27 protein-coding genes and 1 pseudogene are annotated in these 26,852 nt (G+C 65.0%); 22 read left to right on the top strand and 6 right to left on the bottom strand.

The features are described 5' to 3' along the window. Positions 1-38 precede the first annotated feature (38 nt). Complete coding sequence (gene ptsP, locus PEP31012_RS06275) at positions 39-1,775, top strand: phosphoenolpyruvate--protein phosphotransferase (RefSeq protein WP_150588460.1); 1,737 nt, start codon at positions 39-41, stop codon at positions 1,773-1,775. A gap of 270 nt (positions 1,776-2,045) precedes the next feature. On the opposite strand, the gene PEP31012_RS06270 is transcribed toward ptsP, so the two are convergent. From PEP31012_RS06270 to gpmA, 3 genes are all read right to left on the bottom strand, one after another. Continuing rightward, positions 2,046-2,798 (bottom strand): HesA/MoeB/ThiF family protein, encoded by a 753-nt coding sequence (locus tag PEP31012_RS06270; RefSeq protein ID WP_150588459.1) that lies wholly within the window; start codon positions 2,796-2,798, stop codon positions 2,046-2,048. A gap of 70 nt (positions 2,799-2,868) precedes the next feature. Further along, complete coding sequence (locus PEP31012_RS06265) at positions 2,869-4,422, bottom strand: S41 family peptidase (protein ID WP_150588458.1); 1,554 nt, start codon at positions 4,420-4,422, stop codon at positions 2,869-2,871. A 436-nt stretch (positions 4,423-4,858) separates the two neighbouring features. Beyond that, complete coding sequence (gpmA, locus tag PEP31012_RS06260; protein WP_150588457.1) at positions 4,859-5,605, bottom strand: 2,3-diphosphoglycerate-dependent phosphoglycerate mutase; 747 nt, start codon at positions 5,603-5,605, stop codon at positions 4,859-4,861. A gap of 234 nt (positions 5,606-5,839) precedes the next feature. On the opposite strand from gpmA, the gene PEP31012_RS06255 reads away from it, so the two are divergent. The 5 genes from PEP31012_RS06255 (at position 5,840) to PEP31012_RS06235 (ending at position 8,853) form a co-directional block, all read left to right on the top strand. After that, positions 5,840-6,247: a rhodanese-like domain-containing protein gene (locus PEP31012_RS06255; protein ID WP_150588456.1), complete on the top strand. Its 408-nt coding sequence runs from the start codon at positions 5,840-5,842 to the stop codon at positions 6,245-6,247. 17 nt (positions 6,248-6,264) lie between these two features. After that, positions 6,265-6,525, top strand: coding sequence for a glutaredoxin 3 (gene grxC / locus PEP31012_RS06250; protein WP_150588455.1), 261 nt, complete (start codon positions 6,265-6,267; stop codon positions 6,523-6,525). 65 nt (positions 6,526-6,590) lie between these two features. Continuing rightward, positions 6,591-7,097 (top strand): protein-export chaperone SecB, encoded by a 507-nt coding sequence (gene secB / locus PEP31012_RS06245; RefSeq protein WP_017232705.1) that lies wholly within the window; start codon positions 6,591-6,593, stop codon positions 7,095-7,097. 63 nt (positions 7,098-7,160) lie between these two features. Continuing rightward, positions 7,161-8,180 (top strand): NAD(P)H-dependent glycerol-3-phosphate dehydrogenase, encoded by a 1,020-nt coding sequence (locus PEP31012_RS06240; RefSeq protein ID WP_150588454.1) that lies wholly within the window; start codon positions 7,161-7,163, stop codon positions 8,178-8,180. 142 nt (positions 8,181-8,322) lie between these two features. Further along, positions 8,323-8,853, top strand: coding sequence for an O-acetyl-ADP-ribose deacetylase (locus tag PEP31012_RS06235; RefSeq protein ID WP_150588453.1), 531 nt, complete (start codon positions 8,323-8,325; stop codon positions 8,851-8,853). Here the strand turns inward: PEP31012_RS06235 and trmL are convergent. Both trmL and PEP31012_RS06225 read right to left on the bottom strand, forming a co-directional pair. Further along, positions 8,835-9,305 carry a tRNA (uridine(34)/cytosine(34)/5-carboxymethylaminomethyluridine(34)-2'-O)-methyltransferase TrmL gene (gene trmL / locus PEP31012_RS06230; protein WP_150588452.1) on the bottom strand — a complete coding sequence of 157 codons (471 nt, stop codon included), beginning with the start codon at positions 9,303-9,305 and terminating at the stop codon, positions 8,835-8,837. The two genes, PEP31012_RS06235 and trmL, sit on opposite strands and share 19 nt — an antisense overlap. Positions 9,306-9,321: 16 nt before the next feature. Next, the gene (locus PEP31012_RS06225) at positions 9,322-10,125 is read right to left on the bottom strand and encodes a ComF family protein (protein WP_246171163.1); all 804 of its coding nucleotides are present in this window, start codon (positions 10,123-10,125) and stop codon (positions 9,322-9,324) included. A 154-nt stretch (positions 10,126-10,279) separates the two neighbouring features. On the opposite strand from PEP31012_RS06225, the gene PEP31012_RS06220 reads away from it, so the two are divergent. The 9 genes from PEP31012_RS06220 to PEP31012_RS06180 all read left to right on the top strand — a co-directional run bounded on the left by PEP31012_RS06220 (position 10,280) and on the right by PEP31012_RS06180 (position 20,067). Further along, entirely contained in the window at positions 10,280-11,200 is a 921-nt protein-coding gene (locus PEP31012_RS06220; RefSeq protein ID WP_150588451.1) for a methyltransferase domain-containing protein, read from the top strand. A gap of 200 nt (positions 11,201-11,400) precedes the next feature. After that, positions 11,401-12,486 (top strand): 2,3-diaminopropionate biosynthesis protein SbnA, encoded by a 1,086-nt coding sequence (gene sbnA, locus PEP31012_RS06215; protein WP_246171162.1) that lies wholly within the window; start codon positions 11,401-11,403, stop codon positions 12,484-12,486. Continuing rightward, complete coding sequence (gene sbnB, locus PEP31012_RS06210; RefSeq protein ID WP_150588450.1) at positions 12,483-13,538, top strand: 2,3-diaminopropionate biosynthesis protein SbnB; 1,056 nt, start codon at positions 12,483-12,485, stop codon at positions 13,536-13,538. Before sbnA ends, sbnB begins: the two co-directional genes overlap by 4 nt. Then, positions 13,535-15,028: an adenylosuccinate synthetase gene (locus PEP31012_RS06205; RefSeq protein ID WP_150588449.1), complete on the top strand. Its 1,494-nt coding sequence runs from the start codon at positions 13,535-13,537 to the stop codon at positions 15,026-15,028. The genes sbnB and PEP31012_RS06205 overlap by 4 nt, the downstream gene beginning before the upstream one ends. After that, entirely contained in the window at positions 15,021-15,986 is a 966-nt protein-coding gene (locus tag PEP31012_RS06200; RefSeq protein WP_150588448.1) for a diiron oxygenase, read from the top strand. The genes PEP31012_RS06205 and PEP31012_RS06200 overlap by 8 nt, the downstream gene beginning before the upstream one ends. Positions 15,987-16,111: 125 nt before the next feature. Beyond that, positions 16,112-17,158 (top strand): ornithine carbamoyltransferase, encoded by a 1,047-nt coding sequence (locus tag PEP31012_RS06195; protein ID WP_174978136.1) that lies wholly within the window; start codon positions 16,112-16,114, stop codon positions 17,156-17,158. Further along, a complete protein-coding gene (locus PEP31012_RS06190; protein WP_174978135.1) occupies positions 17,155-18,417 on the top strand; it encodes a threonine synthase in 1,263 nt (420 codons plus the stop codon). The genes PEP31012_RS06195 and PEP31012_RS06190 overlap by 4 nt, the downstream gene beginning before the upstream one ends. Beyond that, entirely contained in the window at positions 18,414-19,388 is a 975-nt protein-coding gene (locus PEP31012_RS06185) for an FAD-dependent oxidoreductase (RefSeq protein ID WP_174978134.1), read from the top strand. The genes PEP31012_RS06190 and PEP31012_RS06185 overlap by 4 nt, the downstream gene beginning before the upstream one ends. Before the next feature lie 31 nt (positions 19,389-19,419). After that, positions 19,420-20,067, top strand: coding sequence for a flavin reductase family protein (locus PEP31012_RS06180; protein ID WP_174978133.1), 648 nt, complete (start codon positions 19,420-19,422; stop codon positions 20,065-20,067). Here PEP31012_RS06180 and PEP31012_RS06175 read toward each other — a convergent pair. Next, the gene (locus tag PEP31012_RS06175) at positions 20,015-20,827 is read right to left on the bottom strand and encodes a helix-turn-helix transcriptional regulator (RefSeq protein ID WP_174978132.1); all 813 of its coding nucleotides are present in this window, start codon (positions 20,825-20,827) and stop codon (positions 20,015-20,017) included. The two genes, PEP31012_RS06180 and PEP31012_RS06175, sit on opposite strands and share 53 nt — an antisense overlap. A 579-nt stretch (positions 20,828-21,406) precedes the next feature. Between PEP31012_RS06175 and PEP31012_RS06170 the strand changes: the two genes are divergently transcribed. The 7 genes and pseudogenes from PEP31012_RS06170 to PEP31012_RS06145 all read left to right on the top strand — a co-directional run bounded on the left by PEP31012_RS06170 (position 21,407) and on the right by PEP31012_RS06145 (position 26,771). Continuing rightward, complete coding sequence (locus PEP31012_RS06170; protein ID WP_150588442.1) at positions 21,407-21,880, top strand: DUF2244 domain-containing protein; 474 nt, start codon at positions 21,407-21,409, stop codon at positions 21,878-21,880. Positions 21,881-21,920: 40 nt separating this feature from the next. Then, positions 21,921-23,138, top strand: a pseudogene (gene coxB / locus PEP31012_RS06165) (cytochrome c oxidase subunit II); the annotation flags it as partial. 47 nt (positions 23,139-23,185) lie between these two features. Further along, positions 23,186-24,778, top strand: a complete 1,593-nt coding sequence (gene ctaD, locus PEP31012_RS06160) for a cytochrome c oxidase subunit I (RefSeq protein WP_150588440.1) — start codon at positions 23,186-23,188, stop codon at positions 24,776-24,778. 2 nt (positions 24,779-24,780) lie between these two features. Next, on the top strand, positions 24,781-24,900 hold the full coding sequence (locus tag PEP31012_RS23815; protein WP_217427112.1) for a cytochrome oxidase small assembly protein: 120 nt from the start codon (positions 24,781-24,783) through the stop codon (positions 24,898-24,900). Between the two features lie 139 nt (positions 24,901-25,039). Further along, the gene (locus PEP31012_RS06155) at positions 25,040-25,657 is read left to right on the top strand and encodes a cytochrome c oxidase assembly protein (RefSeq protein ID WP_150588439.1); all 618 of its coding nucleotides are present in this window, start codon (positions 25,040-25,042) and stop codon (positions 25,655-25,657) included. Beyond that, entirely contained in the window at positions 25,650-25,871 is a 222-nt protein-coding gene (locus PEP31012_RS06150; RefSeq protein ID WP_150588438.1) for a DUF2970 domain-containing protein, read from the top strand. Before PEP31012_RS06155 ends, PEP31012_RS06150 begins: the two co-directional genes overlap by 8 nt. A gap of 39 nt (positions 25,872-25,910) precedes the next feature. Next, positions 25,911-26,771: a cytochrome c oxidase subunit 3 gene (locus PEP31012_RS06145; RefSeq protein ID WP_017232684.1), complete on the top strand. Its 861-nt coding sequence runs from the start codon at positions 25,911-25,913 to the stop codon at positions 26,769-26,771. Positions 26,772-26,852: the final 81 nt, after the last annotated feature.

Below are 26,852 nucleotides of genomic sequence, written 5' to 3'. Positions count from 1 at the left end.
ACGGTCGAATCATTCGCCTCTGAACTGGGGAGACTTCCTTGTCTTTCACCCTGCACGGCATTCCCGTTTCCCGCGGCATCGCGATCGGACGCGCCTACTTGCTCGCGCCCGCCACGCTCGATGTCCCGCACTATCTGCTTGACCCCACCCAGGTCGATGACGAAATCGCGCGCTTTCATGGCGCTCAGTCGACTGTCCAGCACGAACTCGATACCCTCAAGGCGGAACTGCCCGACGATGCGCCGGGCGAGATGGGCGCGTTCCTCGATGTTCACTCGCTGATTCTCAACGACACGCTGCTGGCCGACGCGGTCATCAAGCTGATTCGCGAGCGCCGCTACAACGCGGAATGGGCGCTGACCACGCAGCTCGAGGTGCTCGTCGCACGTTTCGAAGACATCGACGACGAGTACCTGCGCGAGCGCCGCGCGGACATCGAACAGGTGACCGAGCGCGTACTCAAGGCACTCGCCGGTGCGCCCGGCATTCGCCACGTGGTGGCCGAGACCCCGCGCGACGACATGATCGTCGTGGCCCGCGACATTGCGCCGGCCGACATGCTGCAATTCAAGACGCAGACGTTCAAGGGCTTCGTCACGGACCTCGGCGGGAAGACGTCGCATACGGCCATCGTTGCGCGCAGTCTGGGCATTCCGGCGGCGGTCGGCGTCGCGCAAGCCAGCCTGCTCATCAAGCAGGACGACGTCATCATCATCGACGGCGATCACGGTATCGTCATCGTCGATCCGGCGCCGATCGTGCTCGAAGAGTACAGCTACCGCCAAAGCGAGCGCGCGCTCGAAGAGCGGCGCTTGCAGCGCTTGAAGCATTCGCCGGCACAGACGATCGACGGCACTCCCATCGAGTTGCTTGCCAACATCGAGTTGCCGGAAGACGCCGCGACGGCAGTCGCTGCAGGCGCGGTGGGCGTGGGGCTGTTCCGCACGGAATTCCTTTTCATGAACGAGAAGGAGGCACCGGAGGAAGAGGCGCAGTTCGAGGCCTACAAGCGCGCCGTCGAGGCGATGCGCGGTCTGCCGCTGACGATCCGGACCATCGACGTGGGCGCCGACAAGCCGCTCGACAGTCATGAGTCGTACGAGACGGCGCCGAATCCGGCGTTGGGGCTGCGGGCCATTCGCTGGAGTCTCTCCGAGCCGCGCATGTTTCTCACGCAATTGCGGGCGATTCTGCGGGCATCGGCCTTCGGCAAGGTGCAGATACTGTTCCCAATGCTCGCGCATGCGCAGGAAATCGACCAGACACTCGAACTCGTGCGCGAAGCGAAGTCGCAGCTCGATGCCGCGGGGCTGCTTTACGACCCAGGCGTCAAGCTGGGCGCGATGATCGAAGTGCCGGCGGCGGCGCTCACGGTGTCGATGTTCCTGAAGCGACTGGACTTCCTGTCCATCGGTACGAACGACCTGATTCAATACACGCTGGCGATCGATCGCGCCGATAATGCCGTCGCCCATCTTTACGATCCACTGCATCCGGCGGTGCTGCGACTGATCGCCATGACCATCCGCGAGGCACATGCGTTCGGCGTGCCGGTGGCCGTGTGCGGGGAGATGGCAGGTGATCCGACGGCGACGCGTCTGTTGCTCGGCATGGGCCTGCGGGAGTTCTCGATGCATCCGAGCCAACTGCTGCAGGTCAAGCAGGAGATCCTGCGTGCGCATCTGCCGGATCTGGAGCGGCCGGTCCAGGAGCTGCTTGCGGCGACCGAGCCCGAGGAGATGCAGGCGGCGCTGTCGCGCCTGGCGGCGGCCTGACGGATCGGTTGCGCGTCGCCGGCCATCCCCCAACGAGAAAAGCGGGGCCCTGAGACAGGGCGCCCGCTTTTTTTTCGCTCGTGCTCGGCGCGCGTAGCAAGCGTTCGGTGAGTTCAATACGCTCGAAGCATTCGAAGCATTCGAAGCATTCGAAGCATTCGAAGCGTTCGAAGCGTTCGAAGCGTTCGAAGCGTTCGAAGCGTTCGAAGCGTTCAGATAGTTCGGAAAGTTCGGGCCACGCCCGATCGACGCCAGCCGCGCCGCAGGCACTCAGTGGCGCTGCCCGCAGACCTTGCACTCCGGATTACGGGCGCAGTGCATCGTGTGCCAGCTCATTCGGCGGGCGTCGAGCATCTGCAGGCGGCCAACGAGCGGCTTGCCGATTCCCGTGATGAGCTTGATGGCCTCGGCTGCCTGCATGCTGCCGATAATGCCCACGAGCGGGGCGAGCACCCCCATCGTGGCGCAGGCCTGCTCGGGGAACGGCTCGTCGGCCGGGAAAATGCACTCGTAGCAGGGCGACGCCTCGTCTCGCACATCGAAGACGCTGATCTGCCCGTCGAAGCGCAGGGCTGCGCCGGACACAAGTGGCACCCCCGCCGTCACGCAGGCCCGATTGACAGCGTGACGCGTGGCGAAGTTGTCCGACCCGTCGAGCACCACCGTGGCGGTGCGGGCCAGCGCCGTGAGTTGCGCTTCGTCCGCACGGGCTTGGACGACGTCGACGACCACGCCGGGATTGACCTGCGCGATGCGATCGCGCCCGGAGATCACCTTGGGCCGACCGACACTCCCGGTGTCGTGGAGAATCTGGCGTTGCAGGTTGGTGAGATCGACGTCGTCGTCGTCGATCAGCGTGATGCGTCCGACGCCGGAGGCCGCAAGATACAGCGCGGCGGGCGAGCCGAGACCACCTGCGCCAACGATCATGGCGTGGGCGGCGAGCAGACGCTCCTGACCCTCGATACCGAGTTCGTCGAGCAGGATGTGGCGGGAGTAACGCAGCAACTGGTCGTCGTTCATCGCAAAACGGGAATGAATAAAAAAACCGTGCCGGCTTTCGCGGGCACGGTTTGTAGTGTAAAGCCGATGCTTACTTCTTGTCCGACGGTTTGGCCGGCGCTGCCGTGCCGCTCTTCGCGTCCGTCTTGACGGCGGCGGGGCTGGCTGCCTTCGATGTGTCCTTCGGCATCGGGCCGGCATTGGCCTCCAGGCGCGACTTCGTGCGCTGGACCGGCTCGCCCTTGAGCTGGTGAACCGCCTGCTGGAGCATGAAGTCGTCGGGGCTGCCCAGATCCGGCAGGCGCGCTTCGCGTTCCTTCTTGCGCTCTTCCGGCGTCTTCTTGGCGTTCTCTTCCTCGAGGCGGTGCAACTCTTCGAGGCGGCGCGCTTCGCGGGCGTCGATGGCCTTTTGCTCGTCAGGCGTCTGCGTGTTGTGCAGATGGTTCTGGTAGTCGATTTCGCGCGTGATCAGCACGTCTTCCGGATCGCCCTTCGGATTCTGGTCGACCGGAATGTCCGGCGTGATGCCGATGGACTGGATCGAGCGACCGCTCGGCGTGTAGTAGTAGGCCGTGGTCAGGCGCAGCGCCGTGTCCGGCGACAGTTGGCGCACGGTCTGCACCGAGCCCTTGCCGAAGGTCGTCTTGCCCATGATCAGCGCGCGCTTCGAGTCCTGCAGCGCACCGGACACGATCTCCGAGGCCGACGCAGAGTAGGCGTTCACCAGCACGACCATCGGCACCGTCTTCCAGAAGGCGGCTTCGCCCTTGAGCGGATCGTCGGGGCTTGCCGACAGACGGTAGTTGTCGAAGGTGGCCGTGTATTTCTGCTTGGCGTCTTCGATCTGACCGTTGGTCGTCACAACCGTGGCGCCTTCCTTCATGAAGGCCGCGGACACGCCGACCGCCGACTGCAGGATGCCGCCGCCATTGTTGCGCAGGTCGAGCACCAGACCCTTGATCGGTTGGTCCTTGGCCAGCTCTTGCAGTTTCTTGGCCAGATCCGGCACCGTGCGTTCCTGGAAGCTCGTGATGCGCACGTAAGCGATGCCGGGCTCGAGCATCTTGCCCTTGATGCTCTGGACGCGAATTTCCGCGCGAACGATGGACACCGGGAACGTGCGCTCGTCCGACTTGCGGTAGATGGTTAGCGTGACCTTGCTGCCGGGTGCGCCGCGCATGCGCTTGACCGCCTGATCGAGGGTCATGCCGCGCACGGGCTTGTCGTCGATGCGGGTGATGAGGTCGCCGGGCTTCAGGCCGGCCTTGAACGCCGGGCTGTCTTCGATCGGGGAAATGACCTTGACCAGGCCGTCTTCCTGCGAGATCTCGATGCCGAGACCGGCGAAGCGGCCTCGGGTCTGTTCCTGCAGCTCCTTGTATTCGTCCTTGTCGAGATAGGACGAATGCGGATCGAGACTCGACACCATGCCCTTGATGGCCGCGGTCAGCAGCTTCTTGTCGTCGACCGGTTGCACATACTCGCGCTTGATCTGACCGAACACTTCGGCCAGCAGACGGAGCTGTTCGAGCGGCAACGGCGTGGTAGCGCTTTGTGCGGAAGCCTGCGAAAACGCGAGGGTGGCAGCCGCACCGGTTGCGAGGCCAAGCACGATCAGGCCGATGTGTTTGAGGGTTTGGCGCATATAGGCGTGGAAATTCCGGATTTTTCGGGGCGCCCACCCAGCGGTGCGCGCACTTTGGCGAAGTATAACCGTTTGCCCGCAGGGCGGGCATTGCCCATTCGACAGGGAATTTTCCGGAGAGGTTCTACGAAAAGTTCCGGTTTACGCGCCTTTGTCGCGAGCGGGAGCCTCGACTTCGTCAGGAATCGCCCCACTTTGGCCGGCGCAACGCGCTTTCCCCTGCGCCGGGCCCATGGAGTGGGCAGTCTTGGGACGCTCGGATATCGTGTTACGGCGCGTTACAGCGGGGGTGGCCAGTAAGGTGCTCGCAGCGGACGTGTGAGGGGGAGAAGGGCGGGGATAAGGGCGAGCAGGGGGCGCGGCCGGCGCGGGCGCGCGCCGCCAAGGGAGGGCGGCGCGCTCGCCGCCTGCGACGGGCGCAGGCGAGACTCGGCGATTACTTCGACTTGCCTTGCGCCGCCACCGCGGCCAGCGCGCCGGCAATCTTCTCCGCGTCGCCCAGGTAGTAGTGACGGATCGGTTGGAGGTCGGCGTCCAGTTCATACACGAGCGGTGTGCCGTTCGGGATGTTCAGGCCGGCGATGTCGTCGTCCGAAATCTTGTCGAGGTGCTTGATGAGGGCGCGCAGCGAATTGCCGTGCGCGGCGATGAGGACTTGCTTGCCCGCCCGCACCGCCGGGGCGATCGACTCGTTCCACAACGGCAGCACGCGCGCCACGGTGTCCTTCAGGCACTCGGTGAGCGGAATCTCCTCGCGCTTGAGCTTGGCGTAACGTGGGTCGTGGTAGGAGCTGCGTTCGTCGTCCGCGGCCAACGGCGGCGGCGGCGTGTCGTAGCTGCGGCGCCAGACGTGCACCTGCTCGTCGCCGTATTTGGCGGCGGTCTCGGCCTTGTTGAGGCCGGCCAGAGCGCCGTAGTGACGCTCGTTCAGGCGCCAGCTATGGATGACGGGAATCCACATCTGGTCCATGGCGTCTTGCACGTGCCAGAGGGTGCGGATCGCGCGCTTGAGCACCGACGTATAGGCGAGATCGAACTTGTAGCCGGCTTCGGCGAGCAATTCACCAGCCTGGGTGGCTTCGGCGGCGCCCTTGTCCGTCAGGTCGACATCGATCCAGCCGGTGAAGCGATTTTCCTTGTTCCACGTCGATTCGCCGTGGCGGATGAGAACGAGCTTGTACATGAGCAAACTTCAGTCAGAGTTGGAAAGCGGGGGCAGCCGACGAGACGATGGCCGCTCGCCGCGCCTTGCGCAGCAAGGCCCGGCAAGGGGTTTTGCGGCAGCAATCCAGAGACGTTCGGGGGCGCGGCGAAGGGGCCGCCGACGTCCGGCGCAGCGATTGGCAACGCAACCCGTCGGCGCAATCACGGATTATTTTATAATGATCGGATTCTTTTGATATTTTTCAGGTGGTTTGTGACGTTCCTTACCGATTACACCAACCTCGCGCTGATCGTCATTGCCCTCGTCTCGGGGGGCATGCTGGCGTGGCCCGTATTCAAGCGCGGCGGTCGCGGTCTGTCGACCGTGGAAGCGACCCAGCTCATCAACCGCAAGGGTGCCGTGGTGCTCGATGTGCGCACTGGCGAGGAGTTCGCCGCCGGCCACTTGCCCGCCGCGCGCAACGTGCCGCTCGACGATGTCGAACAGAAGGTCGCGCAGATCATCAAGAACAAGGCGGCACCGGTCCTGATCGTGTGCAAGAACGGGCAGGGCGCCGCGCGCGCCCAGACGCTGTTGCGCAGTCTTGGCTATGCCGAGGCGTTCAGCCTGCAGGGCGGCATTGCCACCTGGCAGGAAGCCGGTCTGCCGGTTGTGAAGTAATCGAGGAATTGCCAGTCATGCCGAAGATCGTGATGTACAGCACGCAAGTGTGCCCGTATTGCCAGATGGCGGAGCGACTGCTGCGTCAGCGCGGCGTTCAGGACATCGAGAAGGTGCTGATCGACAAGGAACCCGCCCGCCGCGAGGAAATGATGACGCGCACGGGCCGTCGCACGGTACCGCAGATCTATATCGACGAGCGCCACATCGGCGGTTACGACGATCTGTCGGCACTTGACCGTGCCGGTGGCCTCGTCCCCCTCTTGCAAGCCGCCTGATACCGCCCGCAAAATAGTGCGCCCAGCCGCGTGTCTGCGCGGCTGTCTTATCCCAAGGAAACGAAATGTCCGACCAGAATCAGCCGTTTTTCAGCATCCAGCGCGCCTACCTGAAAGATCTGTCGCTCGAACAGCCGAACTCGCCCGCGATCTTCCTCGAGCAGGAGATGCCGACCGTGGAAGTGCAGCTGGACGTCGCCGCCGAACGTCTGGCCGAGGAAATCTTCGAAGTCGCCGTGATTGCCACCGTGACGGCCAAGATCAAGGACAAGGTCGCGTTCCTCGTCGAAGGCAAGCAAGCCGGCATCTTCGAGATTCGCAACGTGCCCGTCGAGCAACTCGACCCCCTCATCGGCATTGCGTGCCCGACGATCGTCTACCCGTACCTGCGCGCCAACGTGGCCGACGCCATCAGCCGTGCCGGTTTCCAGCCGATCCATCTGGCCGAAGTAAACTTCCAGGCGCTCTACGAGCAGCGTCTGGCGCAACTGGCCGAGCAACAGGCGGCCAACGGCGAAACGCCGGCCCCGGGCATCGTCATGCCCGACGGCTCGGCCGCCCAGACCCACTAAGCGCTTGCGCTTGATCGACGCGACGCCCGGCACGCAGTCGGCCGTCGCGTCGAGGCCTCCCTCATGAAGATTGCCGTATTCGGTGCAGGTGCCTGGGGCACCGCGATGGCGAGCCACATGGCGGCCCGCCATGACGTTGTGCTCTGGGCGCGCGATGCGGCGCTCGTGACGCAACTGACCGCCTCCCACGAAAATTCCCACTATCTCCCCGGTGCGCAGCTGTCGCTACGTCTGCGATTCGAAGCCGATTTTGCGGCGGCGCTCACGCATGGCACGGGCGAACACGCCTTGTGCGTCGCCGCGGTGCCCGTTGCCGGCCTGCGCGCGCTGGCCAGCCATATGGCGCTGGCCGCCCCTGCGCCGCACAACCTGATCTGGCTGTGCAAGGGCTTCGAGTCCGATACCGGACTGCTCCCGCATCAGGTCGTTGCCGAGGTTTTTCCGCAGGTGGCGGGCGGCGCGCTCTCTGGGCCAAGCTTCGCTCGCGAAGTCGCGCAGGGACTGCCGGCGGCGCTGACCATTGCGAGCGCGGTGCCGTCGCTGTGCGAGCTGACGATTGCCGCGTGTCACTTCGGCGCATTGCGCATCTATTCGAGCGATGACGTGATTGGCGTCGAAGTCGGGGGCGCGGTGAAGAACGTGCTCGCGATCGCGACGGGCGTCAGTGACGGACTCGGTCTGGGCCTCAATGCCCGCGCGGCGCTCGTCACCCGTGGCCTGGCCGAAATGACCCGCCTGGGTGTCGCGCTGGGTGGCAAGCCCGAGACGTTCATGGGGCTGGCCGGCATGGGCGATCTGATCCTGACGGCCACGGGCGATCTGTCGCGTAACCGCACCGTCGGTCTGCAACTGGCGTCGGGCAAGTCGCTCGACGACGTGCTGGCGTCGCTGGGGCATGTCGCCGAAGGCGTACGATGTGCGCGTGCGGTGCGCGATCTGGCGCGTGCGCATGGCGTCGAAATGCCGATTACCGACGCCGTTTGCGCTACGCTGTTCGAAGGGCTGCCCGCCCGTGCGGCGGTGGAAGCCCTGCTGCGGCGCGACGCCCGCGCAGAGCGCGAGGACGACGCTCCCCCGGGCTAACGCCTCACCGGCAAGTTGCGACGCCTGAGCGGTCCGCTTCGGCGTCGCATGGCCCGCCGGCGATCCTTTGCGCGATGGCCGGCGCGCCGTTTCCCCGATGACGGAATCCCGTCGTCGGCACTCGCACAAGGGAGTCAAGCCCATGTCGCCAGCTGCCCATCTCCACACCTCTCAAGGCGATATCACGCAATCGCCGGTCGATGCCATCGTGAATGCCGCGAACGAATCGCTGCTGGGTGGCGGAAGCGTCGATGGGGCGATTCATCGCGCCGCCGGGCCGGAACTGCTGGACGCCTGCCGCAAGCTCCACGGCTGCCCGACGGGGCAGGCCAGACTCACGCCGGGATTTCGACTCAAGGCCAAGTATGTGATTCATACGGTGGGCCCGGTTTGGCACGGTGGTTCAGAGGACGAGCCGGCGCTGCTCGCGAGTTGCTACCGCGAGAGCCTGCGTCTGGCGGCGGCGCACGGCTGCCGCAGCGTGGCGTTTCCGGCCATCAGTTGCGGCATCTATGGCTATCCACCGGAACTGGCGGTGCCGTTGGCCGTCTTCACCGTGCGCGACGCGCTGCCCCACTTTCCGAGTCTCGAGCACGTCGAGTTCGTCTGCTTCGACGGTGCGATGCTGGCCCTTTACCGCGCGGCACTGGCGAATCAGGACCCGCCGGCGTAACCCTGCTGACGCCACGCCTCGAAGACCACGACGGCGACCGTGTTCGACAGGTTGAGGCTGCGGTTGCCGGGACGCATCGGCAGGCGCACGCGTTGCGTCGTGGCGAACGTATCGAGCAGTTCCGGGGCGAGGCCGCGGGTTTCCGATCCGAACACGAACCAGTCGCCCTTGGCGAACGACAACTCGCCGAAGGGGCGCGAGCCGCGTGTCGTCAGCGCGAACATCCGCGCGGGATCGGGCGATTCGGCGCTCAGAAACGCAGCCCAGTCCCGATGGACCTTCATCTCGGCGTACTCGTGATAGTCGAGTCCGGCGCGGCGCATACGCGCGTCGTCGAGCGGGAAACCGAGCGGTTCGATCAGGTGCAGGCGTGCGCCCGTATTGGCACACAGGCGAATGACGTTGCCGGTGTTCGGCGGAATTTCGGGGCTGACGAGAACGACGTTGAACATGAGCGTTGGGGCAAAGTTATGAAGTGGGCGGCGTGCGCAATGCGACTGCCGCAAGCACATGCGTTGCGCCGGCGCGTTTGAGGGCGGCGGCCGCGGCGTCGCAGGTCGCCCCCGTCGTCATCACGTCGTCAACGAGCACAACGCGACGCCCACGGACACCGTCGCTCGCAACGAAGGCGCCGCGAAGGTTGCGCCGCCGTGCATCGCGCGACAGGCCGCGCTGCGCGGCGGTCGTCCGCTCGCGATGCAGCATGTGGGCGCTGGCAGGCAGTTGCGCGCGTCGCGACGCGACACGCGCGAGTTCCCACGCCTGATTGAAACCTCGCGATGCCAGTCGCGAGGGCGCTAACGGCACAGGCACCAGCAGTGCCGTGTCGTCGCCGCAGGTTGCGAGGGCGTCGCCGAGGCGTTCGCCGAATTCGCGCGCGAACGGCAGAGCGCCATGGTATTTCAGACGAATCATCAGGGTATCGAGCGGTGCCACGTAGTCTGCGAGCACCAGCGTCGCGTCGAACGCGGGCCGCCGTCGCAGGCATTGTCCGCACACTAGCGGTAACGAGGTGCGGCAAATTGTCGCACCCTCGGCGCCGGACAGGGGGGCGCCATCACTGAGCGTTGCCAGCGGTGGCAGGGCGACGGCGCATTGGCGGCAGCGCGACGGTGCATCGGGCCGGTTGGCGTCGAACGCATGTGCGCAGTCGGGGCAGACCTGTCGCGCGGCGCGCTGGTGACAAAGCGCACAGTGATCCGGCAACGCCATGCGCAGCCACCCGCCAGCGAGTCTGGCGAGCGTCGGGAAGGTGGCATGAAGGGAACGCAAGGCAATAGCAGCGATGAAGTGGCGTGAAGGGCGGCGCGGCCGACATCGTCGATGCACGGCGCGGCACGGGCCGGCGGGCGCCGGGCTGCACAGCCGTGCCCGATGCATTCGGACAGCAGCGAGTATACTGCCGACTCGCCTTTTCGCCCGTCCCATGAAGCCTTCTGCCGCTCCCTCGACCCCGTCCTCTGCGTTCGATGCGCGTTTTTTGCGTACGGCGTTCGACCGCCGCGCGCCGCACTGGCCGCAGGCCGACTTCCTGATGCGGGAGGTGGCATCGCGACTCGCGAGCCGGCTCGACTACATCAAGTTGAAGCCGACGCGCGTGCTCGATGCCGGATGCGGCACGGGCGGCGATCTGCTGAGCTTCGGCGAGCGTTACCCGGACGCCTATCGCGTGGGGCTCGACGCGTCGTTCGCGATGGCCAAGGCGGCCGTGGCGGCAGGGGCGACGACCGGTTGGCGGCGTCTGCTGCGCACTGCGCCGCCGTACGGCATCGTGCAGGCCGATTTCTCCGCGCTGCCGTTCGCACCACGCACGTTCGATCTGGTGTGGTCGAACCTCGCGCTTCATTGGTATCGCGAGCCGCACCGCGTCATCCCCGAGTGGCATCGCGTGCTGGGCAACGACGGTTTGCTGATGTTTTCGGCCTATGGCCCCGACACCCTGCGGGAATTGAGGGCGGCGTGGGCGGAAGTGGACGAGGTGCCGCATGCCCTCGAGCCGACGGACATGCACGACCTGGGCGACATGATGGTGGCGAGCGGCTTCGATACGCCGGTCACGGACATGGAGCGGCTCACGCTCACGTTCGAATCGCCGGACACCCTGTTGCGCGACGTGCGCCTGCTCGGCGTGAATCCGCGACCGGAGCGTCGTAGGGGGCTCACAGGGCGGGCGCGTCTTGCGGCCTTGCGTGCGGCGCTGGAACGTCAGCGCGGTGCCGACGGCACGATCGCCCTGACGTTCGAGCTCGTCTACGGACACGCCTGGAAAATTCCCGAAAAAACCGATGCGTCCGGCAATGCCGTCGTTCGCATCCAGGACATCGGGCGCGGCGGCCGGCCACGTTGAGCCTCGCGGGTGCGACGTCTTCCGTCGGCATCCTGACTATCTCACCGCATCCTACGTCCTACACGACCTTGCAGGTGTTCTGCGCTCGTCCGATTCGCTTAAATGACGCTTCACGGCGTGCATGAGCCCAGGACGTTGCGGATGGCCCTCGCTACGCCACGCCATTGCATCGCCCTCGGGCGGGACATCGGGAGGTCGGAGTGGGAGATCAACACGAAACGTGGGTGGCGTCGCCGCAGCTCGAGCCTGCGCCAAGCGATACATCGCGTGATCGCCGGGGGCTGCGCGTGGACGGCGCCTTCCTGCGCCCGACGGCGCCCGTTTTCGCTGCGATCGACGGCCTGTGCCGTGCCACGGTGCATCTCAAGCTGGAAGGGCTGAACGCGGCGGGCTCCATCAAGCTGAAGACAGCGCTTCAACTGATCGAGGATCTGGAGGCGACAGGCCGCATCGATGTGAACACACGGATCGTCGAATCGTCCTCGGGCAATCTCGGCGTGGCGCTGGCGATGGTGTGCGCAAATCGCGGCTACCCGTTCACCTGCGTGACCGATCCCAATACGTCCCGTCATGCGATCCGTGCCATGCAGGCGACGGGCGCGCATGTCGTGCGCGTTGAGCGGCGTGACGCGCAGGGGGGGTATCTCGGCACGCGCATTGCGTGGATTCGCGAGCAAGTGGCGCGTGATCCGCATTGGGTGTGGGTCAATCAGTACGCCAACCCGGGCAACTGGCGTGCGCATTATCGATGGACGGCGTCCGAGATCTTCGCAGCGCATCGCCACGTCGACCATTTGTTCGTCGGCGCGGGCACGACGGGGACCTTGATCGGTTGCCTGCGCTACGTGCGCAGCCATCGGCTACCGACCCGTGTCGTGGCGGTCGATGCCGTCGGTTCGGTGACGTTCGGCGGCCCGCCCGGGCCGCGCCGTATCCCCGGGCTTGGCACCAGTTGCTGCCCGGTGTTGTCCGAGGCGTCTCGCGCCGAGCAGCCGGACGCCATCGTCCACATTGCCGAGGCGGAAACGCTTCGCATGTGCCAGACACTGGCCACGCGCGGTTTGCTCGCTGGCGGGTCCACGGGCAGCGTGTTGCGCGCCGTGCAACTGTCATCGGCCGACATTGCCGCCAACGACACGGTCGTCGCCATCGCGCCCGACATGGGCGACAAGTATCTCGACACCCTCTACGACCCCGATTGGGCCGCCGCGTGTATCGACGGCCGCCCGAGTCCGCCTTGCGGGACGTCCCCTCTCGTCGCGACTGTCCATCCGTCATCGCCATGAACGCACAACCGCTACCGCAATTTCGCGTGTTCACGGGGGAACAGGTCGGCGCGGTCCTCGGGGAAGGACAGTCTGCTGTCCTCGACACCGTCGAGGCGGCATATCGCGCGCATCACGCCGGGCGCACCGTCAATCCGCAGAGCCAGTTTCTCCGCTTTCCCGACGCGCAACGCAATCGCATCATCGCGCTGCCGGCTCACCTTCGCGATGACAAAGGCGAGGCCGTGACCGGCATCAAGTGGATCTCGAGCTTTCCAGACAACATCGAGCGGGGCATGCCGCGTGCCTCGGCGGTCCTCATCCTGAACGATGGAGCGACCGGGTATCCGATGGCATGTATGGAAGCGAGCTTCATCAGCGCGGCGCGCACGGCGGCCAGCGCGGTCAGCGCGCTGCGGTGTCTCGCGCGCGACAGGTTCACGACGACGGCGATGTCCGAATCGGCCACGCGACGCCTGCGCGTGGCGTTTGTCGGCGCCGGCGTGATTGCGCGTCACGTGGCCGAGTGCCTGCCGCTCGCCGGGCTGCCGATCGGCGAGGTGCGGGTGCACGACCTGAACCCCGATTACGCCGCGTCGCTCGCGACGCACATCGACGCGCGACTTGGCGATGCAGTGTGCACCGACGCGTCGCTTGAACGCACCGTTCGCGCGTCGGACGTCGTTGTGTTCACTACGACAGCGTCATCCCCCTACGTGGACAACCCTGATTGGTTCTCACACTGTCCCATCGTGCTGCATCTCTCGCTTCGTGACCTCGCGCCGGCGGTAATTCTCGCGTCGCATAACGTTGTCGACGACATCGACCATTGCCTGAGGGCGATGACCTCGCTGCATCTCACCGAGGTCGAGACCGGTCATCGACGCTTCGTCACGACATCGTTGCCGCATCTGCTTTGCGGCGGCCACGCGCCGCAGCGTGACCGACCGATCGTGTTCTCGCCGTTCGGACTGGGCATTCTCGACATTGCTGTCGGGCGTTGGATCTATGAGCAACTGGCGGCGCAGCAGGCGCCCGTCCCCCGTTTTTTCCACGATTTGCAACGCGCATGACCTCTGTTACCTGTTCCGCTTCCTTTCCTGCCGCCATTTCGGCGTCCTCTTCCGCCGCGGACCGTGCGTCGTCAGGCGCCGAAGGCTTCGCCGACGTCCTCGTCGGTCTGCAATACGGCGATGAAGGCAAAGCGAAGATCATCGACGCTCTCGCCGCGGGGTACGACGTGATCGCCCGATTCAATGGCGGTGCCAATGCTGGCCACACCATCGACACGCCGCTCGGCCGTATCGCGCTCAAGCAATTGCCGTCGGGCGTGTTTCATCCGCATGCCACGCTTTACATCGGCTCCGGGTGCGCCCTTAATGCGTGGAAGCTGGCCGATGAGATCGAACAACTCCGCGAGATGGGTATCTCGCTCGAAGGCCGGTTGCGCATCAGCGCGCGGGCAGCGCTCGTGCAGCCTCACCACATTGCGCTGGATCGGCGCGGCGGCGGCAAGATCGGTACGACCGGCAACGGCATCGGGCCGTGCTACGCCGATCGCGCCTTGCGTGTGCGCAACGACACACGCGTCAATCTGATGCTCGGCGATCTGCTCATGAGCGAAGCCGACACCGTGGCGTCGATGCGCGACGTGTTCACGAGCATGATCAATGCGGAAGGCGGAACGTCGCCATGGATCGCCGAGATGTCGGACTTGTTGTTGAGCCTGCCGAGGGTGGCCGATACCTTGCGTGCTTACGTCGAACCGGATCGAGGATGGCTCGCGAATCGCGTGAAGCAGGGCGCCCGAGTGTTGTTCGAAGGGGCGCAGTCGGTGCTGCTCGATGTTGTCGACGGCTGCCAGCCGTATGTCACGTCGAGCCACACGGTGCCGGCGTATGCGTATGTGGGGGGCGATCTGTCGCCGAAGTACCACCGTCGGACGATCGGCGTGGCGAAGGCGATCATGTCACGCGTCGGCCGTGGCCCGTTTCCGTCGGAACTGGGGGGTGAGCGCTCGGCGCAGTATTGTGACGAAGCGTCGCAGTCGCACGTCGGCGTGACCGAAGAGCAGACGCGCTTCTCGCCGGACCGGTTGCTGCGCTCCGACGATCCGTTCGATGTCGGCACCGCGCTTCGCATGCTCACCCGCGAGTACGGCACGGGGACCGGTCGTCCGCGGCGTATCGGCATGCTCGATCTCGCGCAGTTGCGAGAGGTCGTCAAGGTGCATGCCGTCGACTGTGTCTACCTCAACAAGGTCGACTGCCTCGCGCACTACTTCCATTCGACCTATCAGGGGGTGCCGATGCGCGTCCATCGCGACGTGATGTCCAGCGGCGTGATGTCGGACGTGATGATTTATCCGGGGCTGACCGAGCGCTCGCTCGCGCTGGGGCGCGAAGGCACGGTTGATTCGGCCATGCACGGTTTCATTGATTTCGTCGAACGGCAAATCGGCGCGCCATTGGCCGGTATCGGACTGGGGCCGGAGCGGGCCAGTCTCGTGTCGCTGGCCGCGCATCCGTTGACGACTGTCGCCGCGGTGTCACCCCATGTCTGATCACGGCGCAACGCGCGGCATTGGTGCGCTCACGGCCGGGAATGCGGGGGAGCGGGAGCCCGGCCTGCGGCCCTGGCGAGACGTCGCAGCCGTTACCCGCTGCAGTGGCGAGGCGCCATTTCCGCCGCTGCAACCCGATCACCTGTTCTTCAACCTGGCGCTCATGCCGTATGCCACGCATCCGCGGGTGTGCGCGCGGGGCCAGGCGGCGCGTCAGCAGTTGAGTGCGCATCGTCTGGCCGACTACCTGAACAAGACGGAACGTGTCGAATTGCACATCGTCAATCGCGCCATCGAACCGATGCTCGACACGCCGGGCATCGCGTCGGTCGGCCGTGACGATCTACTCGCCATCTATACGGATGAGGGCTTTCACACGTGGATGATGGAGCGCTTCCGTGGGCACCTGCTGAAACAGACCGGGTACGGGTTGCCGCGAACGCCGTCGTTGAGCGTCGCGCGCGTGCTGGCGTTGTGTGAGGCGGTGCCCGCAACGCATCGCGCAATGGCCATCGTAGCGGCGGCAACGGTCACCGAGACGTTGATCACCGGCACGCTGCGACAGGCGGGGGCCTGTGACGACATCTACCCGCCCGTGCGCGGCATGTTGAGTGAGCATGGTGCGGATGAAAGGCGTCATCAGGCAGCATTTATCCGGTTTGCCAGCGAATGGATCCCGTCGTTGTCGTCTGCGGAGCGTGGGTTTCTCGACGCCCTTCTGCCCGACTTGATGACCGCGTTTCTTGCCCCGGAGTTGCCGGCGTGGCGAGCGCACTTGTGCGCGGTGGGGCTGGATGCCAGCGAAGCCGATCTCGTGATCTGCGAGAGCATCGACCCGCTCGAAGTGGGCGTGCAGATGATGGAGGCCGCGCGCGTGCCACGGCGGTTGTTCGAGCGGCTGGGCATGACCTGTGCGGAACGTTTCGCGCAACAAGCGAGTCGCTGGCGTCCTCCTTGAGCGCCGGCTGGCCGTCCGCGCCGAGCGCGTCACGATGCGAGTGATCGCGCGGCCGATCAGGGGCAACCCGCCGGTCCATGTCGTGCCGGCTTCGCGCCTCGCCGATAGACGATCAGGAGAGATCTGTGAACTGCCACTGGCTTGCCCCCGATCTGACCATGAGTGCCGCGGCGTATCGCGCACTGCTCGAGGCGGCGCTCGCTTTCAAGCGCCGTTATCCGCAGCACACGGAGTGCGCGCTACACGGTCGAACGATCTATTTTCTGTTCTACAACGCGTCGTTGCGCACCCGCAGCAGCTTCCAGACGGGGCTTGCGCGAATGGGTGGGCATGCCGTCATGCTCGATCCGCAGAACGGAATCTATACGCCCGCGCTGCCCGAGGCGGAGATTCCATATGCGACGGAGCGTGTGGCCGACGTGGCGCGGGTGCTCGCGTCCTACGGCGACGCAATTGCCATTCGCATGTATGGCGCACCGGCCGGTTGGGTGTACGGTGCGGCGCATCGTCACCTCGAAGCCTTTGCGCAAGGGAGCCGGGTGCCCGTCATCAACATGGAATGTGATCGCTTTCATCCGTGTCAGGCGCTCGCCGACGTGATGACGATGCGCGAGCAATGGGGCGCGCTGGCCGGACGACGGCTATGCATCAGTTGGGCCTACTCTGGAAGCTGGCACAAGCCAGTGGCCGTGCCGCAAAGTCTGTTGCTCGCCGCCGTAAAAGCCGGCGTGGACGTGACGCTCGCGCACCCGGCGCCGTTCGGTCTCGATCCGCAGGTGATGGCCGCGGCCGAGCAGTTCGCCGGGCAGACCGGTGCGCGCCTGCGCGTGACGCATGATCTGCGCGACGGCGTGACCGATGCACACGCTGTCTACGCAAAATCATGGTGCAGTCTCGCCGCGCTGCCGCAACGCCACGGCGATCCGGTCGACGAGGCTGCGATGCGCGACGCGTTCGAGCGGCATCGCGACTGGCGTATCGATGCCGACGTCATGCGATGCGCAGCGCCCGACGCGGGATACCTGCACTGCCTGCCCGCCGACCGAGGACAGGAGGTGACGGACGACGTGATCGACGGCCCGTCGTCATGGGTCTTTCAACAGGCCGGGAATCGACTTCACGCGCAGAACGCGGTGATGGCCCACTTGTTGAATCCGGGGAGCCTCGCGTGATCCCGGCTTTTTCCTATCGCTACGCGTGCGTGCGGTGCGCTGCGCCACAGCCTTGGGGCGAGATCCGCTATCGCTGTCCCGTATGCGGACAGAACCTTCGTATTCAGCGCCAGATCGACGCAGATTCGCCGAGCGCCGCGGACATTGTGAGCACGTTCCAGGGGCGTGGGCAGTGGCGATATGGCGCCCTCCTGCCGGTCGAAGCCAGATGGGCCAGTCGACTGGTCGTTGGCGATACACCGTTGGTCGATTGCGGCGAGCACGGCGGTGTTCGCCTCTGGGTGAAGGACGAAGCGCGTAACCCAAGCGGATCGCTCAAGGACCGCGCTACCGACGTGGTGCTGGCGGTTGCCAGACGTGCCGGGTGCCGGCACGCGGTGACCGCGTCGACCGGCAATGCCGGTGCATCGCTGGCTTGCATTGCGGCATCGCACGGCATGCCGGCGACCGTGGTCGTGCCGGCCAGCACGCCGTTGGCCAAGCTGGCGCAGATTCGCGCTTACGGGGCGAAGGTCTGCGAGGTCGACGGCAGCTACGACGACGCGTTCGAGATCGCCGAGCGCTTGGCCGACGACGTCAGCGTTTGCTGTCGCAATACGGGCATCAATCCGTTCACGCGCGAGGGCAAGAAGACGTGCGCGTTCGAGATCGCCGAGGCGCTCGATTGGCGCGTGCCCGACTGGGTGATCGTGCCGACGGGGGACGGCAACATGCTGTCCGGCATCGCCGCGGGGTTTCTCGATCTCCATGCGCTCGGCATCACGACCGCCGTGCCACGCCTGCTCGCGGCGCAGGCTGACACTTCGGACAGCATCACGCGCGATTGGCGCGCCGGTGACGAGGCGATGGCGCTGCCTGCGTCGCCCACCCTCGTCAACCCGGACACCGTGGCGGACAGTCTGTCGGTCGGCCGCCCGCGCGATCATTTCGCGGCGCTGCATGCCTTGCGCGCAACGCGCGGCGCCTGCGTTGCGCTCAGCGATGCTCGGATCATGGCGGCGTCGCGCGATCTGGCACAGCGTTTCGGTCTTTGGTTCGAGCCGTCGACGGCCGCGGGCTACGCCGCATTGGAGGAAGGTCTCGCGACCGAGTGCATTCGGCCTCGGTCACGTGTCGTGCTGCTCGGGACGGGAAGCGGCCTGAAATCCCCACAATGCTTTGATAGCGTGGTGCCCGGCCATCTGCGTGACTATGTCGATGCCGTGCCGCGTCGCATGCCTGACGCACCCGGATATGGGCCATCGGAGGCGCAACCGTGAGCCGTCCGCGCATCATCGTGCTCGGCGCCGGTGTCAGCGGCCTGACGACAGCCGTGACGATGTCGCTGGCGGGCTGCGATGTCGTCATCTACGCGGCGGAAGGACCGGCGCAGACGACATCGGCACTCGCGGCGGCGATCTGGCATCCGTTCTATCAGGCGCCCGACTTCGTCTATCTCGCGCGGGCGCGTCAGACGTACACGACGATGCGCCGGCTGTCCGCCGACGCGGCTTCCGGCGTGCGCATGCGTGTGCTGACCGAATACTTTCGACGCGACGCCGGGGCGCCGTGGTGGGCGGAATGCGCCAGCGGCCTCGAGCGTCTGGCGCCGGCCGAGGTGCCGTCGCGCTTCGCCTGTGCCTACCGCATGGACGCGCCCGTGGCGGACGCGCCGATCTATCTTCGTTACCTGATGACCCTGTTTCTCGACCTCGGGGGGCAGTACGTACACAGACGCGTCAGTGATCCGGTCTCGGTGCTCGACGATGCCGACCACGTGGTGAATTGTTGCGGCTACGGAAGCCGACCGTTTGGCGACAGCGATTTGTCGTTATCGCGCGCGATCGTGCTTCGGGCCGCGCGCGACGATGCCGTGCGTGGCTGCTTCATCGACGATGCCGATCCCGCGTCACCGACCTACGTCGTCGAACGCGATGACGACATCGTTCTGGGCGGCACCGCCGATCTCGACCTCACATCGACGGTGATCGGCGAGCGGCAGATCGAGGATATCGTTCGCCGCTGCGCCGGGCTGTGCGAGGGCGTCGCCGCGCTGCGTATCGTCGAAGCTCACCTCGGATTTCGGCCGATGCGACGTGTACCGCGCGTGGCGCGCGACGCGCGGCATCCGCGTCTGCTTCACAACTACGGCCACGGGGGCGGGGGCTTCACGTTGTCGTGGGGATGCGCCAACGATGTACTTCGTCTGACGGGCATTGCGTCAGATGCGTCGCACCCCGCTGTGGGATGACCGGCAAGATTCAACGACCCTGGGAGACGACATGGAACTGGATCCGGCGAAGCTCGACGAGGCAAGTCTCTACAACTTCATGATGAGTACGATCCTGCCGCGTCCCATTGCGTGGGTGAGTACCGTCGATGCGCAGGGCCGGCCGAATCTGGCGCCGTATGCCTACTTCATGGGGGTGTGCTGTGTGCCGATGACGGTGCTGTTCTGCCCGGTGGTGCCGCCCGCGCCGCAACGAAAGAAGGACACGCTGCTCAACGTCGAGGCGGTGCCGGAATTCGTCGTGAACGTGGCGAGCCTGGCGTGCATCGACGCCGTGAATCTCTCGGCGGCGCCGTTGCCGCCCGGCGAGTCGGAGTTCGCGTTGGCCGGTGTGACTCCGATTCCGTCGTCGCGCGTACGGCCGCCGCGGGTTCAGGAGGCCGCCGTGGCGTACGAATGCCGGGTGCGCGACATCATCGAGATCAGCGCTGCGCCGGGCGGCGGATGGGTCGTGCTCGGCACGGTCGTCGCGGCCCATGTCGATGACGCATTGCTCGATCCCGTCACCCATCACGTGGATTTGCAGGCGCTCAGTCCCGTCGGGAGATTGGGCGGCGGTTCGTTCGTGAATGCCGCCAGCGATACCTTCACGTTGACGCGATACAAGACGCTCGGCGATCTGGCGGCGCGGTCCCGATGACGGGCGCCGCGGTGCCCGCGATGTCGTCGAGCAGGCCGTAATCGCTCGCGAGTTTCGCGGCCCGATGGCGGCTGGAGACGTCGAACTTGCGCATGACGCTGCGCAAATGGAACACCACGCCGTGCTCGGAGAGCGTGAGAATGCGCCCGATTTCCCACGAGGTCTTGCCGCGCGCCACCCAGCGCAGACACTCGCGTTCGCGAGGCGTCAGCACAGGGGTGCCGTGAGGTACGGCGTCGCGCTGCACGATGCGCCACACGGCTTCATGCACATGCATCGCCAGCAACGCTGCGCCATGCGCGCCGGGCGCGCGCGCGTGACGAGGCAACGGACGCGGCGACGAGAGACTTAACATGCCCGACGCACCCGACGGGGTGAACACCGGATACGTCACGCCGTAGCGCATGCCGGCGGCGCGCTGCTCGCGAAGCAACTGCCGGGCACCGGGCGAGGTGTAGAGTGCAGGTGTCCATTCGACGGGCGTGAGTTGCTGGCTGGCGCGCGTGAGTACCGGATCAATGTTTGCGTAGTGTTGCGCGTCGTAGTGTGCTTGCCACGCGAGCGGCAAGTTGCCAAGTCGCGGTGTCGCCCGCTTTCCGCCCGGCAGGGGGAAATGTCCGCGATAGCTGAAATGGCGGTGACCGAGCGCGCCGCACAACGATGGCAGCAGGGCGCACAGGGCATCGACGTCGGCGGCGGCGCCCAAGGCGCTCAGACCGTCGGCAAACGAGCGAGGGGTGACGCAACGCGTGGCACGCATGGCATGGCGACGTAGGGAACAAGTTTCGGTTTTAGCACGCGTTGTATCGACGCGCGCATCGCAGGTCGCCGGGGCCGGGTGCGCCTGCGCCGTGCAGCGGTCGCGGTGGGCCGTGTCAGGGCGCGACATAACGTCGCACGCGATGCGAGACGTTGCGTTCATGGTTGACGGATATCGGACGAATCCCGCATCGCAGCGAAGGCGGTCGTGCGTGTGCGGTGTGGCGTGCTTCGCGTGATGGGCGTAGGGCCGGGTGGGGCGTCGATCGTCGGAGACAGTGGCGTCGGGTAGTCAGGACACCGCAACGAGTCATCGCGTTGTTGCAACGTGTCAAACCGATGACACATAGGGAGTATCCCGTAGTCGCTCCGTCGTTGCGATTTTCGACTAGGGGAATAAACGGATTTCCCTTTTGCATCAATGGGTTCAGGAGAATGCTATGGCGCGCCAAATACTCGGTATCAATGTTGTCGCTTGGAGAATGCGCGTTCTATAATGCGGCAGTTTGTCGCGGCCCGGACGCAGCAAGTTCCCGGCCGTCGGACATGAAAGACCCAAAATGCCCCACGGGTGACGGCGATGCTCGCAGCCTCTTCTTCCGAAGCCGATTCGGCCACGAAGGAATGGAAGCACAAGCGCAACTGCGCGATATCGCCGCGCCAGTTTGTCCTGTTCTACCTGTCGTTGGCCGCCGTGTCGCTGGGTGTTGCCTTGATTGCGGCGTGGCGCGGTGGGTGGTTGGTCTTGCCGTTCACAGGCCTGGACTTGCTCGTGGTGGGCGTTGCGTTCGTCATTCATGCCCGGCATGCCACAGATTACGAGGTCATTCGGTTGTCGCCCGTGAGCCTTGTGGTCGAGCAACGTTCAGCACAGAGGTTGACGCAGTACGAGTTCAATCCACGCTGGGTGCGCATCGACATCGAGAAGCCGCCGCGTATGCGCATCGTCTTGCGCTCGGGGAGCCGCTCGGTCACCGTCGGTGCCTATCTTGCGCCGCATCGCCGCGAAACGTTGGCGCGCGAGCTGCGCCGTTGTCTTGCCCAACAGGCCTGAGAGATGGAGACAGTCTCGGGCGACCGCCAGGGAGGTTTGGATGGTAATTTTGGGTAAGGAAGCTATGAAAAAAACGAAACACGCCTTGGCGGCCTTCCTTGCGGGCGCCTCGCTGCTCGCCTGCGTTCCGGCCCTGGCGGCGGTCACGGACATGCCCGGGGGGCCGGCCGTCAACGAACTCAACTTCCAGCCGCCGGTCACGAAGCTCGCGCAAGAGCTTCACAGCCTGCACACCATGATGTTGATCATCTGTCTGGTGATCTTCCTCGGCGTGTTCGGCGTGATGTTCTACTCGATTTTCAAGCATCGCAAATCCAAGGGCCATCAACCCGCGAACTTCCATGAAAGCACCACGGTCGAGGTGATCTGGACGGTCGTGCCGTTCATCATCGTGATTCTGATGGCGCTGCCTGCCACGAAGACCGTGGTGGCGATGAAGGACACCACCAACGCCGACCTCACGATCAAGGTCACCGGCTATCAGTGGAAGTGGGGCTACGACTACCTGAATGGCGAAGGCGAGGGCATCAAGTTCCTCTCCACGCTTACCACGCCGCGCACCCAGATCGACGGAGAAGCCCCGAAGAGCAACACGTATCTGCAGGAAGTCGACCACCCGATGGTCGTGCCGGTCAACAAGAAGGTGCGTCTGATCACCACGGCCAACGACGTCATCCATTCGTTCTACGTGCCGGCCTTCGGCATCAAGCAGGACGCGATTCCGGGCTTCGTGCGTGACACCTGGTTCAAGGCCGAAAAGGTCGGCGAGTATCGCGGCTTCTGTACCGAGCTGTGCGGCAAGGAGCATGCGTTCATGCCGGTCGTGGTGAAGGTGGTCTCGGAAGCCGATTACAACACGTGGGTCCAGGCGCAGAAGAAGCTGATGGCCGCGTCGGCCGACGATCCGAACAAGACTTACACGGTGCAGGAGCTCATGGAGCGCGGCCAGAAGGTCTACGCGTCGAATTGCGCGGTGTGCCACCAGCCGAACGGCAAGGGCGGCGGCGCGTTCCCGGCGCTCGACGGCTCGAAGATCGCGAACGGCCCGGTGGCGGACCACATCAGCATCGTGCTGCACGGCAAGAATGCGATGCCCAACTGGTCGCATCTGAACGATGTGGAGCTTGCGTCCGTGATTACGTTCGAGCGCAACTCGTGGAGCAACAAGACCGGCGACGTGGTTCAGCCGGCACAGGTGCGCGAAGCGCGTGGCAACAAATCGGCCAAGGCCGCAGGGGCTGCCGACGCAGGCGCAGCGAAGAACAGTTAAGTGCCGTTCGACCAGTTCGAGGAAGGAGATTGGGTATGAGTTCCATCGCTCACGATCACGTGGCGGGTCACGACGATCACGCGCACGACCATCCGCACGGGTGGCGTCGCTGGCTGTTCGCGACGAATCACAAGGACATCGGCACGATGTACATGATCTTCTCGTTCGTCATGCTGCTCTCGGGCGGCGTGATGGCGTTGATGATCCGTACGGAATTGTTCGAACCGGGCCTGCAGTTCATTCGTCCGGAGTTCTTCAATCAGCTCACCACCATGCACGGGCTGGTGATGATTTTCGGCGCGATCATGCCGGCGTTCGTGGGGTTCGCGAACTGGATGATCCCGCTGCAGATCGGCGCGTCGGACATGGCCTTCGCGCGCATGAACAATTTCAGCTTCTGGCTGCTGCCGGTCGGCGGCCTGCTGCTGCTCTCGTCGTTCCTCGTGCCGGGCGGCGCCACGGCAGCCGGCTGGACGATGTACGCGCCGCTGTCGGTGCAGATGGGGCCGGGCCAGGATCTGGCCATCTTCGGGGCGCACATTCTCGGTGCGTCGTCGATCATGGGCGCGATCAACATCATCGTCACCATCCTGAACATGCGTGCGCCGGGCATGACGCTCATGAAGATGCCGATGTTCGTGTGGACGTGGCTGATCACCGCCTATCTGCTCATCGCCGTGATGCCGGTGCTCGCCGGCGCGATCACGATGCTGCTCACGGACCGTCACTTCGGAACGTCCTTCTTCAACGCGGCGGGCGGCGGCGATCCGGTGATGTACCAGCACATCTTCTGGTTCTTTGGGCACCCGGAGGTGTACATCATGATTCTGCCGGCGTTCGGGATCGTCTCGCAGGTGATTCCGGCGTTCTCGCGCAAGCGACTGTTCGGCTATAGCTCGATGGTGTACGCCACGGCGTCGATCGCGATTCTGTCGTTCATGGTGTGGGCGCACCACATGTTCGTGACGGGCATGCCGGTCACCGGGCAGCTCTTCTTCATGTACGCCACGATGCTGATCTCGGTGCCGACCGGCGTGAAGGTGTTCAACTGGGTCGCCACGATGTGGAAGGGCTCGCTCTCGTTCGAGACGCCGATGCTCTTCTCCGTCGGCTTCCTGTTCGTGTTCACGATGGGCGGCTTCACCGGCCTCATGCTCTCGATGGCGCCGCTCGACATTCAGATGCACGGCACGTACTACGTGGTGGCGCACTTCCACTACGTGCTCGTGGCCGGTTCGCTCTTCGCACTCTTCTCGGGGTTCTATTACTGGGTGCCAAAGTGGACAGGCCACATGTACAACGAGTGGCGTGGCAAATTCCACTTCTGGGGCACGCTCATCTCGTTCAACGTGACGTTCTTCCCGATGCACTTCCTGGGACTGGCCGGCATGCCACGTCGCTACGCCGACTACCCGGCGCAATTCACGGATTTCAACCAGATCGCGACCATCGGCGCGTTCGCCTTCGGCCTGATGCAGGTGTACTTCCTGTTCTTCGTGGCGCTGCCGACGTGGCGCAGCGGCCCGGCGGCCGAAGCGAAGCCGTGGGATGGCGCGGAGGGCCTCGAGTGGACCGTGCCGAGCCCGGCACCGTTCCATACGTTCGAGACGCCGCCGAAGGTGCATTGATCATGGCCGCCAGTCGCGAGCAACGCGCGAAGAACCTGCGCACGGGGCTGATCCTGGGCTCCGTCGTGCTGGTGTTCTTCTTTGGGGTCATGATCAAGGTCAAGCTGGTGGGCGGCATCTGATCCGCACGTTCTGCCACACCGGCGGGACGCGCGGTTCGGGAAGCCGGCGCGCGAGGGTACACGGCAGTACAGGGCAGTACACGGCAACCGACGGCGTCGGAGACTGACGGCCGTCAAGCGGGGAACCGGCAAGGCGAATATGAGTGGTTTGCGACGAGTCAATGGGCGCACCTTCAGCAAGCTGCTGCTGATGGTCGTGGTGATGTTTGGTTTCGGCTACGCCATGGTGCCGTTCTACCGGGCGTTCTGCAGTCTGGTGGGGATCAACCAGTTGGGCGATCGCGCGACCGAGATCACCGCTCGCAATTCGCAGGTCGACGAAAGCCGTACGATCACCGTCGAGTTTGATGCCAATGCCCAGGGGCCGTTGCGCTTCAAGCCGGCGAAGAGCAGTCTGAAGGTGCATCCGGGGCAGATCGCGACCATCGAGTACGAAGTGGCGAACCAGCAGTCGCATGAGGTGCGTGCGCAGGCGATTCCGAGCTATGCGCCAGCGCTGGCCGCGAGCTACTTCAAGAAGATCGAGTGCTTCTGCTTCACGCAGCAGACCCTCAAGGCCGGAGAGGCCAAGGAGTACCCGGTGGTCTTCGTGGTGGACACGAAGCTGCCCAAGGATGTGAATACGATTACGCTGTCCTATACTTTTTTCGATCTCGGCAAGAACGACGCCACGCCGCGCGCGGATATCTCAACCGGTGCGCAGGCTGGCGACTTGAAGGCAGGAGCGACGGGGGGAGGCAAGGGGAGCAATGGATGACCTGAAGGAGGCGACCCGGCGCAAGCTGTCATTCGTCCAGACCATCAATGCCGTGTTCTGGTCGTTTTTCGGTGTGCGCAAGGGACGTGATCACGACCGCGACATGGCGCAACTCAACCCTGTGCATCTGATCGTCGCGGGGCTGATCGGGGGCATCCTGTTCGTCGTGGCGCTGGTGTTGCTGGCGAAGCTCGCCATTCGGCTCGCGACGTGAGTGGCATCGACAAAGAGAACCAAGCCTGGAGAAATAAGAATGAGTGGTCAACACCAAACGGCGCCTTACTACTTCGTACCGGCCCCGTCGCGCCATCCCGTAAGCTGCAGCGTCGGCCTGCTGGTGGTGCTCGGCTCGGCGGCCGCGTGGGTCAATGGGCAACCATGGGCCCCGTGGACGGCGCTGGCCGGCCTGCTGTGGGTGCTGTGGGTACTGCGTAGCTGGTTCGGCGACTCGATCGCCGAGTCCGAGGGCGGCCTGTACGGCAAGCGCATCGACGCGTCCTACCGCTGGGGCATGAGCTGGTTCATCTTCTCCGAGGTGATGTTCTTCGCCGCGTTCTTCGGCGCGCTGTTCTATGCCCGCACGCTGGCAATGCCGTGGCTCGGTGACCTCGACAATAAGCTGCTGTGGCCGGATTTCAGCGCCGTGTGGCCGAACGCCGGTCCGGCAGGCGTTGTGGACGCCTTCGAGACGATGGGCCCGTGGCCGATCCCCACGCTCAATACGGCACTGCTGCTGACCTCTGGCGTCACGCTGACGATCTCGCACCACGCCCTGCGTGCCAACCATCGCGCCCGCGCGATTTTCTGGCTGTTTGCCACCGTGGCGTTGGGCTTCACGTTCCTGGGCTTCCAGGCGTACGAGTATCACCATGCCTATACCGAGCTGAACCTGAAGCTGACCTCGGGCGTGTATGGCTCGACGTTCTTCCTGCTCACCGGCTTCCACGGCTTTCACGTGATGTTGGGCGCGATCATGCTGACCGTCATGATGGTTCGTATGATGAAGGGGCACTTCACGCCGGAGCATCACTTCGGGTTCGAGGGCGCCGCGTGGTATTGGCACTTCGTCGATGTGGTCTGGCTGGGACTGTACGTGGTGGTCTACTGGCTCTGACGCCGACAGCCGTCTGTGCATGGGGGGAACGCCGCCGGATTCCGGCGGCGTTTCCTTTTGCAGCGATGGCGGGGGCTGAGG

The organism is Pandoraea eparura (assembly GCF_902459725.1).
Lineage (GTDB): Bacteria > Pseudomonadota > Gammaproteobacteria > Burkholderiales > Burkholderiaceae > Pandoraea > Pandoraea eparura.
The sequence above is the reverse complement of the archived record's forward strand: the minus strand, read 5'-3'. Positions and strand labels throughout refer to the sequence as shown.